The 14,087-nt window shown below is 67.0% G+C and carries 11 protein-coding genes; 9 read left to right on the top strand and 2 right to left on the bottom strand.

Features of this window, described 5'->3' with window-relative positions; translation table 11 throughout:
• The first annotated feature begins 107 nt into the window (after nt 1–107).
• From G3N61_RS10420 to G3N61_RS10405, 4 genes are all read left to right on the top strand, one after another.
• Nucleotides 108–1,256 (top strand): ATP phosphoribosyltransferase regulatory subunit, encoded by a 1,149-nt coding sequence (locus G3N61_RS10420; protein ID WP_043188302.1) that lies wholly within the window; start codon nt 108–110, stop codon nt 1,254–1,256.
• 113 nt (nt 1,257–1,369) lie between these two features.
• On the top strand, nt 1,370–2,716 hold the full coding sequence (locus tag G3N61_RS10415) for an adenylosuccinate synthase (RefSeq protein ID WP_043188303.1): 1,347 nt from the start codon (nt 1,370–1,372) through the stop codon (nt 2,714–2,716).
• Nucleotides 2,717–2,723: 7 nt separating this feature from the next.
• Nucleotides 2,724–3,320: a phosphoribosyltransferase gene (locus tag G3N61_RS10410; RefSeq protein WP_011352251.1), complete on the top strand. Its 597-nt coding sequence runs from the start codon at nt 2,724–2,726 to the stop codon at nt 3,318–3,320.
• Between the two features lie 276 nt (nt 3,321–3,596).
• The gene (locus tag G3N61_RS10405; RefSeq protein ID WP_205822350.1) at nt 3,597–5,513 is read left to right on the top strand and encodes a potassium transporter Kup; all 1,917 of its coding nucleotides are present in this window, start codon (nt 3,597–3,599) and stop codon (nt 5,511–5,513) included.
• Between the two features lie 109 nt (nt 5,514–5,622).
• Here the strand turns inward: G3N61_RS10405 and G3N61_RS10400 are convergent, their stop codons facing one another.
• Nucleotides 5,623–7,947 carry a Tex family protein gene (locus G3N61_RS10400; protein ID WP_043188308.1) on the bottom strand — a complete coding sequence of 775 codons (2,325 nt, stop codon included), beginning with the start codon at nt 7,945–7,947 and terminating at the stop codon, nt 5,623–5,625.
• 160 nt (nt 7,948–8,107) lie between these two features.
• On the opposite strand from G3N61_RS10400, the gene G3N61_RS10395 reads away from it, so the two are divergent.
• From G3N61_RS10395 to G3N61_RS10385, 3 genes are all read left to right on the top strand, one after another.
• Nucleotides 8,108–8,860, top strand: coding sequence for a hypothetical protein (locus tag G3N61_RS10395; RefSeq protein ID WP_205822349.1), 753 nt, complete (start codon nt 8,108–8,110; stop codon nt 8,858–8,860).
• A 75-nt stretch (nt 8,861–8,935) separates the two neighbouring features.
• Nucleotides 8,936–9,151 (top strand): YdcH family protein, encoded by a 216-nt coding sequence (locus G3N61_RS10390; RefSeq protein WP_006755091.1) that lies wholly within the window; start codon nt 8,936–8,938, stop codon nt 9,149–9,151.
• A 55-nt stretch (nt 9,152–9,206) separates the two neighbouring features.
• Nucleotides 9,207–11,456, top strand: coding sequence for an ATP-dependent DNA helicase (locus G3N61_RS10385; RefSeq protein ID WP_205822348.1), 2,250 nt, complete (start codon nt 9,207–9,209; stop codon nt 11,454–11,456).
• 121 nt (nt 11,457–11,577) lie between these two features.
• On the opposite strand, the gene G3N61_RS10380 is transcribed toward G3N61_RS10385, so the two are convergent.
• Nucleotides 11,578–12,402, bottom strand: a complete 825-nt coding sequence (locus tag G3N61_RS10380; RefSeq protein ID WP_043188314.1) for an outer membrane protein assembly factor BamD — start codon at nt 12,400–12,402, stop codon at nt 11,578–11,580.
• Nucleotides 12,403–12,443: 41 nt separating this feature from the next.
• Here G3N61_RS10380 and G3N61_RS10375 point away from each other — a divergent pair, with 41 nt between their 5' ends.
• Nucleotides 12,444–13,652 carry an RluA family pseudouridine synthase gene (locus G3N61_RS10375; RefSeq protein WP_043188317.1) on the top strand — a complete coding sequence of 403 codons (1,209 nt, stop codon included), beginning with the start codon at nt 12,444–12,446 and terminating at the stop codon, nt 13,650–13,652.
• Nucleotides 13,653–13,658: 6 nt separating this feature from the next.
• A partial coding sequence (locus G3N61_RS10370; protein WP_205822347.1) for a laccase domain-containing protein occupies nt 13,659–14,087 on the top strand: 429 nt, incomplete at its 3' end.

Raw genomic sequence — 14,087 nt, 5'->3', positions numbered from 1 at the left:
CCCGATCCGGACGGCGCATCCGCCGTTCGTCCCGCCCGAATTCAGAATTTCCGATTCACATCGCGGCGCGCGTGTCGCGCGCTGTTTCCCGTCGTAGGACCGTACCGATGTCGACCTGGTTACTTCCCGAGAATATCGCCGACGTACTGCCGTCGGAAGCGCGCAAGATCGAGGAGCTGCGCCGCAGGCTGCTCGACCGCTTCCGTTCGTACGGCTACGAAATGGTGATGCCGCCGCTGCTCGAGTATCTCGAGTCGCTGCTGACGAGCGGCGGCGCCGACTTGCGCCTGCGCACCTTCAAGCTGGTCGACCAGATGTCGGGCCGCACGCTCGGCCTGCGCGCCGACATCACGCCGCAGGTCGCGCGGATCGACGCGCACCTGTTGAACCGTCAGGGCGTGACGCGCCTCTGCTATGCGGGCCACGTGATGCATACGCGTCCGCGCGGCCTGCACGCAACGCGCGAGCAGATCCAGATCGGCGCCGAAATCTACGGGCATGGCGGGCTGGAAGCCGACCTCGAGATCCAGCAACTGATGCTCGACGCGCTGCATCTCGCGGGGCTGTCGCGCATCCGTCTCGACCTCGGCCACGCGGGTGTGCTCGCGGCACTGCTGGCGCGCGACGCGCAGGCTGCCGAGCGCGGCGAGTCGCTGTACGACGCGCTGTCGGGCAAGGACGTGCCGCTGCTGAACGAACTCACCGACGATCTCGGCGCCGATACGCGCGCCGCGCTGCGCGCGCTGCCGCATCTCTATGGCGATGCGAGCGTGCTCGCCGAGGCGCGCGCGCGGTTGCCGGTGCTGCCCGAAATCACGCGGGCGCTCGACGATCTGGCGCAGCTCGCGGCGCAGGCGAAGGGTGTCGAAGTGGCGATCGATCTCGGCGACCTGCGCGGCTACGCGTACCACAGCGGTGCGATGTTCAGCGCCTACATCGACGGCGTGCCGAACGCGATCGCGCGGGGCGGCCGGTACGACCACGTCGGCCAGGCGTACGGCCGTGCCCGTCCGGCTACGGGCTTCTCGCTCGACCTGCGCGAGCTTGCGCGGATCTCGCCGGTCGAGGCGCGCGGCACCGCGATTCTCGCGCCGTGGGCACAGGACGACGCACTGAGCACGGCCGTTGCGGCGTTGCGCGATGCGGGCGAAGTCGTGATCCAGGCGCTGCCGGGCCACGATCATGTGCTCGACGAGTTTGCCTGCGACCGTTCGCTCGTCGAGCGCAACGGTGCATGGGTGGTCGAACCCCGATAAACAGGCGTTCGCGGGACGTGCTTCGGCGTGCATATCGTTGAAGCGAAACGGAAAAATTCGGAATCGCCCGCGAACATAGGTAGAATACGTTTTTAACCAGCTAACGAATCAACATGTCTGCCAGCGCAGTGAACGTGACTCCCGGGCGCAATGTCGTCGTCGTGGGAACGCAATGGGGTGATGAAGGCAAGGGCAAGATCGTCGACTGGCTGACGGACCACGCTCAGGGCGTCGTGCGTTTCCAGGGCGGTCACAACGCCGGCCACACCCTCATCATCGGCGGCAAGAAAACGATCTTGCGCCTCATTCCGTCGGGCATCATGCGTGAAGGCGTCGCCTGCTACATCGGCAACGGCGTCGTCCTGTCCCCCGAAGCACTGTTCAAGGAAATCGGCGAGCTGGAAGAAGCCGGCGTGAACGTGCGCGACCGTCTGTTCATTTCCGAAGCCACGACGCTGATCCTGCCGTACCACATCGCGATCGACCAGGCGCGCGAAGCGCGCAAGGGCGCGGGCAAGATCGGCACGACGGGCCGCGGCATCGGCCCCGCGTACGAAGACAAGGTCGGCCGCCGCGCGCTGCGCGTGCAGGACCTGTTCGACGCGAAGACCTTCGCCGACCGCCTGCGCGAAAACCTCGATTTCCACAACTTCGTGCTGACCCAGTACCTGGGCGCCGCGGCCGTCGATTTCCAGGCCACGCTCGACACGATGCTTGGCTATGCCGATCGCCTGAAGCCGATGGTGGCCGACGTGTCGCGCCGCCTGTACGACGCGAACAATGCGGGCCAGAACCTGCTGTTCGAAGGCGCGCAAGGCACGCTGCTCGACATCGATCACGGCACCTATCCGTTCGTCACGTCGAGCAACTGCGTCGCAGGTGCGGCGTCGGCCGGCGCAGGCGTCGGTCCGCAGAAGCTCAACTACATCCTCGGCATCACGAAGGCCTATTGCACGCGCGTCGGCTCGGGCCCGTTCCCGAGCGAACTCTACGATGCGGACAATCCGCAGCGTCAGGAGCAGGTCGGCGTCACGCTCGCGAACGTCGGCAAGGAATTCGGTTCGGTCACCGGCCGTCCGCGCCGCACGGGCTGGCTCGACGCGGCCGCGCTGCGCCGCTCGATCCAGATCAACGGCGTGTCGGGCCTGTGCATGACGAAGCTCGACGTGCTCGACGGCCTCGACGAAGTCAAGCTGTGCGTCGGCTACAAGATCGACGGCAAGGATGCGGACATCCTGCCGCGCGGTGCCGCCGACGTGGCGCGTTGCGAGCCCGTCTACGAAACGTTTGCAGGCTGGAAGGAAAGCACGGTCGGCATCAAGACGTGGGAAGCACTGCCGGCGAATGCGCAGGCTTACCTGACCCGCGTCCAGGAAGTGGCTGGCGTGCCGGTCGACATGGTGTCGACGGGCCCGGACCGCGACGAAACGATCCTGCTCCGCCATCCGTTCAAGGTGTAATTTCCAGATGACGCAGCAAATCACGATGACGGCGGCAGACTTGATGACTGATCCGCGCAACGACGACAAGAACCTGTGGGTAGGCTGGGACGAGTATCACCGTCTCATCGAGCTGCTCGCGCTCCAGGTTCATGCATCGGGCTGGAAGTTCGACCAGATCCTGTGCCTCGCGCGCGGTGGCCTGCGTGTCGGCGATCAACTGTCGCGCATCTACGACGTGCCGCTCGCGATTCTCGCGACGAGTTCGTACCGGGAAGCGGCCGGCACGGAGCAGGGCGATCTCGACATCGCGCAGTACATCACGATGACGCGCGGCAACCTGGCGGGCAACGTGCTGCTGGTCGACGATCTCGTCGATTCGGGCGTCACGCTTGCGCGCGTGCAGGAGCACCTGAAGGAGCGTTATCCGTCGGTGACGGCCGTGCGCTCGGCCGTGCTCTGGTACAAGGGGTGCTCGAAGGTCAAGCCCGACTATCACACGCAGTTTCTGCCGACGAATCCGTGGATTCATCAGCCGTTCGAGGAGTGGGACACGGTTCGCCCGCACAACCTCGAGGCGTGGATCAAGCGCGGTCGCGCACAGCGCGACGGTTCGGGCGCGTAAGCGGCCGGCCGATCGAAGGAAAGCCTTGTACGGCGCCGCTTGCGGCGCCGTTTTTCATTGGGGCGACATGCGCGCCGGCGCTGCGCGCGCCGCGGATCCGGTAGGCAGACGGCGCTGCCGCGGCTATGATTGGCAGCCCTGCCACAGCTTGCGCCGGATTGCATGCGCAGCGTCGATTACGTGGTTCCACGGCAACAGAGCAGGGCGGCGTTTCACGGGGGCGCGAGTAGAATAGCGCTCGTTTTGTCCGACCCGGACCCGATTATTACGCTTCATATGAACGACACGATCCAAGCGACCGACGCAGCACACGCGCCGCATTCGACGCAACAACACTCGATGCGGGCGCTAGCGATAGCAGCCATCGGCGTCGTGTTCGGCGACATCGGCACCAGCCCGCTGTATTCGCTCAAGGAGGCGTTCAGCCCCGCACACGGCATTCCGCTCACCGAAGGATCGATTCTCGGCGTGATCTCGCTGCTGTTCTGGGCAATCATCCTGGTGGTCGGCATCAAGTACCTGCTGTTCGTGATGCGGGCCGACAACAACGGCGAAGGCGGCGTGCTCGCGCTGATGGCGCTGTCGTTGCGGCCGCTCAACTCGAAATCCCGTGTGACGGGCGCACTGATGGCGCTCGGCATCTTCGGCGCCTGCATGTTCTACGGCGACGCGGTGATCACACCGGCGATCTCGGTGATGTCGGCGGTCGAGGGTCTCGAAATCGCGACGCCGCACCTGTCCCACCTCGTACTGCCGATCACGATCGTGATCCTGATCGCGCTGTTCTGGATCCAGCGTCACGGCACCGCACTGGTCGGCAAGCTGTTCGGCCCGATCATGGTGGTGTGGTTCGTCGTGATCGCGGCGCTCGGTGTGTATCACATCGCGCAGGTGCCGGGCATCATGGCGGCCATCAACCCGTATTACGCGGCGTCGTTCATGGCCGATCACCTGCTGCAGGCCTACGTCGTGCTCGGCTCGGTCGTGCTGGTGCTGACCGGCGCGGAAGCGCTCTACGCCGACATGGGCCACTTCGGCGCGAAGCCGATCCGCATCGCTGCCTACGGGCTCGTGATGCCGTCGCTCGTGCTGAACTACTTCGGCCAGGGCGCGCTGCTGATCCAGAACCCGAAGGCGATCGAGAACCCGTTCTTCCTGCTGGCACCCGAATGGGGGCTGCTGCCGCTCGTCGTGCTGTCGACGGTCGCGACCGTCATTGCGTCGCAGGCGGTGATCTCGGGCGCGTATTCGCTGACGTCGCAGGCTATCCAGCTCGGCTACGTGCCGCGCATGAAGGTGCTGCATACGTCGGAACTCGCGATCGGCCAGATCTACGTGCCGGTCGTGAACTGGCTGCTGCTGTTCGTGATCCTCTGCATCGTCATCGGCTTCAAGAGCTCCGACAACCTCGCGGCCGCGTACGGCATTGCGGTGACGGCGACGATGGTGATCACGACCGTGCTCGCCGCGGTCGTGATGGTGAAGGTGTGGAACTGGAACCGGCTGCTGGTCGGCGCGATCATCGCGGTGTTCCTCGCGGTCGACCTCGGCTTCTTCGGCGCGAACCTGCTGAAGGTCGCGCAGGGCGGCTGGCTGCCGCTCGGCATCGGCGCGCTGCTGTTCTTCCTGCTGATGACCTGGTACAAGGGGCGTCACATCGTCAAGGAGCGCACGGCGGCCGACGGTATCCCGCTCGAGCCGTTCCTGCAGGGGCTGCTCGCGCACCCGCCGCACCGTGTGTCGGGCACCGCGATTTACCTGACCGGCAACGACAAGCTCGTGCCCGTCAGCCTGCTGCACAACCTGAAGCACAACAAGGTGCTGCACGAGCGAACCATTTTCCTCACGTTCGTCACGCGCGACATTCCTTACGTGCGCGACGACAAGCGCCAGACCTCGCGCGATGCGGGCGGCGGGCTGTACATCGTCAAGGCGGAGTACGGCTTCAACGAGACGCCGGACGTGAAGGCGGTGCTCGAGGAATTCGGCCGCACGCACGACATGACGTTCGAGCTGATGGATACGTCGTTCTTCCTCGCGCGCGAAACGGTCGTGCCGACGCATCTGCCCGGGATGTCGATCTGGCGCGAGCGCGTGTTCGCGTGGATGCACCAGAATGCCGCGAAGCCGACCGACTTCTTCTCGATCCCGGCGAACCGCGTGGTCGAGCTCGGGACGAAGATCGAGATCTGATGCGCGGTGTGGTGCGCGGGCCGTCCGGCCGCGCACCGTGTTCGCCGCAGCCATAAAAAAGCCCGCCTTTCGGCGGGCTTTTTTGTACGTCGCGAAAGCTTGCGCGTGCTCAGCGCTTCAGCTTCGCGAACGCCGCAGCCATCGCGCCGGCCGGTTCCGGCTCGCGCGAACGCTGCGGGCGGGCGGCGCCGCGCCCCGCGTTGCCGCGATCCTGGCCGCCGCGCGACGACATGCCGGGTGCTGCCGCGTCGTCGTCGAGGCGCATCGTCAGCGCGATGCGCTGGCGCTTCACGTCGACGTCGATCACCTTCACCTTGACGACCTGGCCGGCCTTCACGACTTCGTGCGGGTCCTTGATGAACTTCGTCGACATCGCGGACACGTGGACGAGGCCGTCCTGGTGGACGCCGATGTCCACGAACGCGCCGAACGCGGCGACGTTCGTCACGACGCCTTCGAGCGTCATGCCCGGCACGAGATCCGACACCTTCTCGACGCCTTCGCGGAACGTTGCGGTCTTGAATTCGGGGCGCGGATCGCGACCCGGCTTCTCCAGTTCGGACAGGATGTCGCGTACGGTCGGCAGGCCGAAACGTTCGTCAACAAATTCCGTCGGGGACAGGCCCGACAGCGCTTCGCGGTTGCCGAGCACGTCGTCGATGCGCTTGCTGATCTTCGCGAGCATCCGTTCGACGACCGGATACGCTTCCGGGTGCACCGACGAGCGGTCGAGCGGATTCTCGCCGCCGTTGATGCGCAGGAAGCCGGCGGCCTGTTCAAAGGTCTTGTCGCCGAGGCGCGGCACCTTGCGCAGGTGCTCGCGCGACGGGAACGGGCCGTTCGCATCGCGGTAGTCGACGATGTTGCGCGCGAGCGTCGCGTTCAGGCCCGATACGCGGGCGAGCAGCGGGGCCGACGCCGTGTTCGCGTCGACGCCGACCGCGTTCACGCAATCCTCGACGACCGCGTCGAGCGAGCGGGCGAGTTCGCGCTGGTTCACGTCGTGCTGGTACTGGCCGACGCCGATCGCCTTCGGCTCGATCTTCACGAGCTCGGCGAGCGGGTCCTGCAGGCGGCGTGCGATCGACACGGCGCCGCGCAGCGACACGTCGAGCTCCGGGAATTCCTTCGCGGCGAGTTCGGACGCCGAGTAGACCGACGCGCCGGCTTCCGACACGACGATCTTCTGCAGGCGCAGTTCCGGGTGTTTCGCGATCAGTTCGCTCGCGAGCTTGTCGGTTTCGCGCGACGCGGTGCCATTGCCGATGCTGATCAGCTCGGCCTGCGTCTGCGCGGCGATGCGGGCGAGTTTCGCGATCGAGCCGTCCCAGTCGCGGCGCGGCTCGTGCGGGTAGATCGTGTCGGTCGCGAGCACCTTGCCGGTGCGGTCGACGACCGCGACCTTCACGCCCGTGCGCAGGCCGGGGTCGAGACCGATCACGGCCTTCGGGCCAGCCGGCGCGGCCAGCAGCAGGTCGTTCAGGTTGCGTGCGAACACGCGGATCGCTTCCGTTTCGGCCGTTTCGCGCAGTTGCGTGAGCAGCTCGTTCTCGATGTGCGGCTGCACCTTCACGCGCCAGCACCAGCGGCACACGTCGGACAGCCACTTGTCGGCCGGACGGTTCTGGTTCGCGATGCCGAAATGGCGCGCGATCATCGCCTCGCCGGGATGCGGCACCTGTGCGTCGAGCTCTTCGCCGAGGCCGAGCTTGACGGTCAGCACGCCGGCATTGCGGCCACGGAACAACGCGAGGGCGCGGTGCGACGGCACGGTCTTGATCGTTTCCGCGTAGTCGTAATAGTCGCGGAATTTCTCGCCTTCCTCGTTTTCCTTGCCCTCGACGACGGCCGACGACACGACACCCTGGTTGTGCAGGTAGTCGCGCAGCTTGCCGAGCAGCTCGGCCGTCTCGCCGAACTGTTCGGACAGGATGTCGCGCGCGCCGTCGAGCGCGGCCTTCACGTCGGCGACGCCTTTCTCGGCGTCGACGTACGCGGCTGCCTCGGCCTGCGGGTCGAGCAGCGGGTTCGCGAGGAGCGCCTGGGCGAGCGGCTCGAGGCCGGCCTCGCGGGCGATCTGCGCACGCGTGCGGCGCTTCGGCTTGTACGGCAGATAAAGGTCTTCGAGCACCTGCTTGCTGTCGGCCGCGTCGATCGCGGCGCGCAGTTCGTCGGTCAGCTTGCCCTGTTCGTCGATGCTCGCCAGGATCGTCGCGCGGCGATCCTCGAGTTCGCGCAGATACAGGAGGCGTTCCTCGAGCTGGCGCAACTGCGTGTCGTCCAGGTTGCCGGTCACTTCCTTGCGGTACCGGGCAATGAACGGAACGGTCGAGCCTTCGTCGAGGAGTTGCACGGCCGCCGCGACCTGGCGCGGCTGGACGGACAGTTCGGTGGCGATGCGCTGTACGATCTTGAGTGCTACGGTTTCCGTCATGTCGTGGATGATCTGCCTGCTGAAATCGCGGCGCGGGCCGGCAGGCCCGAAGCGGCGGGCTGCGTGGCGGGCCCGACGGGCCAGATGCCGCGGGTGAGTGAAGCGGGGCATTTTGCCATAAATGGCGGAGCGCCCAGCCGGGGGTGATAGAATTTGACACATGTCCCGCAGCTTTCCTACGACGTTGCCAACTTCCCGAATTTCTCTCGTCGCGCTCGGCGCAGCGCTCGCCGCGGCTTTGTCTGCGGGGCCTTCCGGCGCGTTCGCGCAGGCTTCGGGCGCCACCGCGCCGGCCGCCGCCGCGGCTGCGCCCATGGCAGCCACAACCGCACCGGATTTCGACGCCCGTCAAAAAGTGCTCAATCAACGCTCCGCGGAAAACGATTATCGTTATGCGGTGGCCGAGCACGATTGCTACAGCAAGTTCTTCGTCAATCACTGTCTCGGCAAGGCGCGTGAGCAGATGCGCGACGAGCGGGCGAGCATCCGTCAGGAGCAGCTCGCGCTCAACGACGAGCAGCGGGCGGTGCGCGCGCAGCAGCGCGACCAGCAGCAGGCGCTGAAGCAGGCACGGGATGCGGCGGAAGCGCCGCAGCGCGCGGCGAACGACGCGGCAAACGCGGCTGCGTTCCGCGACAAGCAGGAGCAGAATGCGCTGAAGCAGGCGCAGCGCGGGGCGGAGGCGCCGCAGCGCGCGGCGAGCAAGCAGGCATACGACCAGAAGCAGGGCGACTTCCAGCGCAAGCTCGACCAGGCGCACCAGCAGGCCGCGCAGAAGGCGCAGGAGCGGGCGGACAACGCCGCGCGCTACGAGCAGAAGCAGAAGGAAGCCGTGCAGCACAAGGCCGATGTCGAGCAGCGCCAGAAGGAAGCGACCGAGAAGGCGCAGCAGAAGCAACAGCAGGGGCAGTAACGTGTTGGATTGATCCGGAATCAGTCTCGCGCGCTGGCACGCCAGCCGGCGCGCTGCTTCGATGAGGAGGCAAGTATGCAAAACCGTCCCACGGAACAGCAGCAGGAATTGCACAACCGTTTGGCTGCATTGCAGGAGCAGCACCAGCAGCTCGCTCGGGAGATCGAGCTGAAGGAAGGACACTCCGACATCGACGACATCACGCTGCACCGGCTGAAGAAGGAAAAGCTGGCGGCCAAGGACAAAATCATTTTGCTGCAATCGCAGCTGGAACCGGATAAGCGCGCCTGAGCGCGGCCTGGCAAGCGCCGGCGCCGCCCGGGCGCTGGACACAGGAACGCTTGCCTTGAATTCACCGCTTGAAGCCACCCCCGATGCCCGGCGCGACGTGTCGTCCGCCGGGCGTGCTCGTGCGCCCGAAGGCACCTTTGAGCTGAGCCGCAAACGTGTCGACGAACTCGACACGATCTTCGGCGAAGGCGGGTTGCTGGCGCGTGCGATCGACGGCTATCGGCCGCGTACGTCGCAGATCGAGATGGCGCGTGCCGTCGCGTCCGCGATGGAAGCGTCCGCGCGCCGGATGCCCGAGCCCGAGATCTTCGAAACCCGCAAGCGGCCGGCGCGTCGCCTTGGCGACGGCGACAAAACGGCCGAACCGGGCTCGGACGCCGCTGCGGCGGCCGAGCCCGACAGCGACGCCGGCGACAATACGCTGATCGTCGAGGCCGGCACGGGTACCGGCAAGACCTATGCGTACCTCGTGCCCGCGATGCTGTGGGGCGGCAAGGTGATCGTGTCGACCGGCACGAAACACCTGCAGGATCAGCTGTTCCAGCGCGATATCCCGACCGTGCGCAACGCGCTCGCGGTGCCGGTGTCGGTCGCGATGCTGAAGGGCCGCGCCAACTACCTGTGCCACTACTACCTGCAACGCACGGCCGACAACGGCCGGTTGCCGTCGCGGCAGGATACGGCCTATCTGCAGGAAATCGTCCGTTTCGCGAAGATCACGAAGAGCGGCGACAAGGCCGAGCTCGCAAGCGTGCCGGAAACGGCGCCCGTGTGGTCGATGGTCACGTCGACGCGCGACAACTGCCTCGGCCAGGAATGCCCGCATTACAAGGATTGCTTCGTGATGCAGGCGCGGCGCGAGGCGCAGCAGGCCGACGTCGTCGTCGTCAACCACCACCTGTTCTTCGCGGACATCATGCTGCGCGATACGGGGATGGCCGAGCTGCTGCCGAACGCGAATACGGTCATCTTCGACGAAGCGCACCAGCTGCCGGAAACGGCGACGCTGTTCTTCGGCGAGACGCTGTCGACGACGCAGATCCTCGAGCTCGCACGCGACACGGTGGCGGAAGGCTTGAGCCATGCGCGCGACGCGGTCGAATGGGTGAAGCTCGGCGGCGATCTCGAGCGCGCGGCGCGCGACTTGCGCCTTGCGTTCGCGAACGACCAGATCGTCCGCATGTCGCTCGCCCAGCTCGGCGACGATCACCCGATGTTCGGCGCGCTCGACGCGCTCGAGGCGGCGCTCGACGCGCTGGCGTCGGCGCTTGCGAGCCAGGCCGAACGGGCGGAATCGCTCGGCGCGTGCCTGCGGCGCGCACGCGAACTGCAGGACCTGCTGGCCGGCTGGGTTGCGCCCGGCGCGACCGAGGCGGCTGCGAAGGCCGACGCGGCGGCGGCCGGCGACAAGGCGTCATCCGACGGCGATCCGAACGAGAAGGTGCGCTGGGTCGAAGTGTTCGCGCATACCGTCCAGCTGCACGAAACGCCGCTGTCGGTCGCGCCGATCTTTGCCAAGCAGCGCGCGGGCGTGCCGCGTGCCTGGGTGTTCACGTCGGCCACGCTGTCGGTGCGCGGCGATTTCACGCACTACGCGGCGCAGATGGGCCTCAGCTCGCGTCGCTCGATGACGCTCGCCAGTCCGTTCGACTACCAGTCGCAAGGGCTGCTGTACGTGCCGCGCAACCTGCCGCAACCGTCTTCGCCGGCATTTACCGATGCCGTCTTCGACGCCGCGCTGCCGGCGATCGAGGCGTCCGGTGGCGGCGTGTTCATGCTGTGCACGACGCTGCGCGCGGTCGACCGGATCGCGTCGAAGCTGCGCGACGTGATCGAATCGCGCGGCTGGAACACGCCGCTGCTCGTGCAGGGCGATGCGAGCCGTACCGAACTGCTCGACCGTTTCCGCGCGTACGGCAACGCGATCCTGGTCGGCAGCCAGAGTTTCTGGGAAGGCGTCGACGTGCGCGGCGATGCGCTGTCGCTCGTCGTGATCGACAAGCTGCCGTTCGCGCCGCCGGACGATCCGGTGCTGGCTGCGCGGCTCGACGCGCTGACGAAGAAAGGGCTGAGCCCGTTCGCCGTGCACCAGTTGCCGCAGGCCGTGATCACGCTGAAGCAGGGCGCGGGCCGGTTGATTCGCGCGGAGACGGATCGCGGCGTGCTGATGATCTGCGACACGCGGCTCGTCGACAAGCCGTACGGGCGCCGGATCTGGCAGAGCTTGCCGCCGTTCAAGCGGACCCGCGAGATCGCGGTCGTCCAGGACTTCTTCGACGAACACCGTTCGGCAAAGCGCACGTGACGGCGCGCGCGGCGATCGTCGCGCCCTCGCACCGGCGCCGCCTGAATGCGGCGCCCATAAAAAAACCCGGCTCGATGGCCGGGTTTTTTGTTCGTGCAGCGGGGGCTGCACGGTGCGTTCGTCAGAACTGCCACCACGACTTCTTCGTGCCGGGGCGCGAGTGGCCCGTGACGTACGGGCTGTCGGGGAACGTGCCTGCGAGCACGCGCTTCGTGTCCTCGGCGAGTTGCGGCTGGTTCAGCTTGCCGTACGACAGGATCATGATGTGCAGCGCGTCCTCGATCGCCGGGGCGCCCTTGTAGTCCTTGATCGCGAGCTGCGCACGGTTGATCGCCGCGACGTAGGCGCCGCGCCGGTAGTAGTAGTCGGCCGCGTGCACTTCGTGCGAGGCGAGCGCGTTGACGATGTAGCGCATCCGCGCGGCGGCGTCGGGCGCGTACTTGCTCTTCGGGAAGCGGTCGACGACGACCTTGAACGCATCGTACGATTCGCGCAGTGCCTGCGGATCGCGCTCGCTCATGTCCTGGCCGGAGAAGCGTCCGAACAGGCCGAGATCGTCGTTGAAGTGGATCATCCCCTTCAGGTAGTACGCGTACGGGATATCCGGATGATCGGGGTGGAGCTGGATGAAGCGATCGACGGCCTGGTCGGCGGCGGCCGCTTCGTTGTCCTTCCAGTTGCAGTACGCGACGTTGATCTGCGCCTGTTGCGCGAAGTGGCCGAACGGATCGCGGCCTTGCAGCGATTCGAAATATTTCGCGCACTTGCCCCAGTCGCCGCCGGACAGCGCGTCCTGGGCCTCTGAGTATAATTTGTTGTTCGACCAGGTAGCCGTCTCGTCCTGCTTCTGCGGCAAGCCGTGGCAGCCGGCGATGAGGGCCGCGGCCGCTACCGCCGCAGCCCGGGCGGCGACGGTGATGGCCGTGCGTTTGGTCGAATTCATCATGCTCGCATGTCCTAGCTTCAAGTCTCGGTGACCCAGTCTAAATGACCCGTTCAAGTTCGCAGAATGCCCAGCCGGGCACACCAAATCGCGAAGATTATAGCCCAAGCGATCGGCCCGCCGACGCTGCCTCGGGGGATTCCCTCGATGACGATCTGACCGGCGACGCAATGCAGCCGCCCGTCGTGCCGTCCGCGGCGGTCGATGAGGCGCCGCGCGTCGTCGAAGTGCCGCTGTCGCTCGCGGGCGAACGCCTCGACAAGGCGCTCGCCCAACTGTTCCCCGAATTCTCGCGCAGCCGCCTGCAGAGCTGGATCGAGGCGCAGCGCGTGCTCGTCGACGGCGCGCCGGCCAAGATCCGCCAGCCGGTGCCGCTCGGCGCGAAGATCGAGCTCGTGCCCGACCTGCTCCCCGAGCAGCTCGCCTTTACGCCGGAGCCCGTGCCGCTCGACGTGATCTACGAGGACGACGCGCTCGTCGTGATCAACAAGCCGGCCGGCCTCGTCGTGCATCCGGCCGCCGGCAACTGGAGCGGCACGATCCTCAACGGGCTGCTGCATCGCTACGGCGACGCGGCGGCCGGCCTGCCGCGCGCAGGGATCGTCCACCGGCTCGACAAGGAAACGTCGGGCCTGATGGTGGTGGCGCGCACGCTGGCCGCACAGACGGACCTCGTGCGCCAGTTGCAGGCCCGCACGGTGAAGCGCCGCTATTTCGCGCTCGTGTGGGGCACGATGCCCGAGGAAGGCACGATCGACGCGCCGATCGGCCGCGATCCGCGCGAACGCACGCGCATGGCCGTCGTCACGGGCGCGTCGGGCAAGCCCGCGCGCACGCATTTCCGCACGGTTGACACATGCCTGTGGCAACGTCAGCCGGTTTCGGCGATCCAGTGCGATCTCGAGACCGGTCGCACGCACCAGATCCGCGTGCACTGCGCGCACGCCGGGCACCCGCTGCTCGGCGATCCCGTGTACGGGCGCGCGCGTGGCAAGCGCTCGGTCACGCCGCTGCCGGACGGGTTCGCGCGGCAGGCGCTGCATGCGTGGCGGCTCGGTCTCGTGCATCCGGTCACGGGCAAGGCGATGCAATGGCGCTGCCCGCTGCCGGACGACATGAACGCACTCGTCGCGGCGCTCGGCTTCGGGCAGGGCGACGAGGAATTCGACGACGATGACGGTGTCTACGACGATGACGATTTCGGCGACGAGTATCAGGATGACGAGCCGGACCTGGACGATGAGGAGGAGTGAGTGCCGATGACGAACCTGGCGCCGTTGACGTGGCAGGACTGCGTACAACCCGACTGGCAGGTGTCGCCGCGCGTGCGCGCGCTGATCACGACGCGCGACGGCGGGCTGAGCGAAGGCCCGTACGGGCGCTGGCAGGGCGGAGACGCGCTGCCGGGCGGGATGAATCTCGGTCTGCATACCGGTGACGACCCGGCCCATGTCGCCGGGAATCGCGCGCGTCTGCTCGCGCTGGCAGGCCAGTCGAGCGCTGCCTGGCTCGAGCAGGTTCACGGCGCGCAGATCGTGCGCGCGGACGAGGTGATCGCAGCGGCGCCCGCCGCTGCGGCGCCGGTGCAGGCCGATGCGAGCGTCACCGACCGGGCGGGTGCCGTCTGCGTCGTGATGGTCGCGGATTGCCTGCCCGTGCTGCTGTGCGACGCGCAGGGCCGCGCGGTC

It is taken from the genome of Burkholderia sp. Ac-20349, from assembly GCF_017104865.1.
GTDB lineage: Bacteria > Pseudomonadota > Gammaproteobacteria > Burkholderiales > Burkholderiaceae > Burkholderia > Burkholderia aenigmatica.
This window is presented reverse-complemented; position numbering and strand designations above follow the sequence as displayed.

Coding starts and splice junctions, on each gene's coding strand:
- G3N61_RS10420 (WP_043188302.1), top strand. CDS start 108: ATGTCGACCTGGTTACTTCCCGAGAATATCGCCGACGTACTGCCGTCG.
- G3N61_RS10415 (WP_043188303.1), top strand. CDS start 1,370: ATGTCTGCCAGCGCAGTGAACGTGACTCCCGGGCGCAATGTCGTCGTC.
- G3N61_RS10410 (WP_011352251.1), top strand. CDS start 2,724: ATGACGCAGCAAATCACGATGACGGCGGCAGACTTGATGACTGATCCG.
- G3N61_RS10405 (WP_205822350.1), top strand. CDS start 3,597: ATGAACGACACGATCCAAGCGACCGACGCAGCACACGCGCCGCATTCG.
- G3N61_RS10400 (WP_043188308.1), bottom strand. CDS start 7,947: ATGACGGAAACCGTAGCACTCAAGATCGTACAGCGCATCGCCACCGAA.
- G3N61_RS10395 (WP_205822349.1), top strand. CDS start 8,108: ATGTCCCGCAGCTTTCCTACGACGTTGCCAACTTCCCGAATTTCTCTC.
- G3N61_RS10390 (WP_006755091.1), top strand. CDS start 8,936: ATGCAAAACCGTCCCACGGAACAGCAGCAGGAATTGCACAACCGTTTG.
- G3N61_RS10380 (WP_043188314.1), bottom strand. CDS start 12,402: ATGATGAATTCGACCAAACGCACGGCCATCACCGTCGCCGCCCGGGCT.
- G3N61_RS10375 (WP_043188317.1), top strand. CDS start 12,444: ATGACCCGTTCAAGTTCGCAGAATGCCCAGCCGGGCACACCAAATCGC.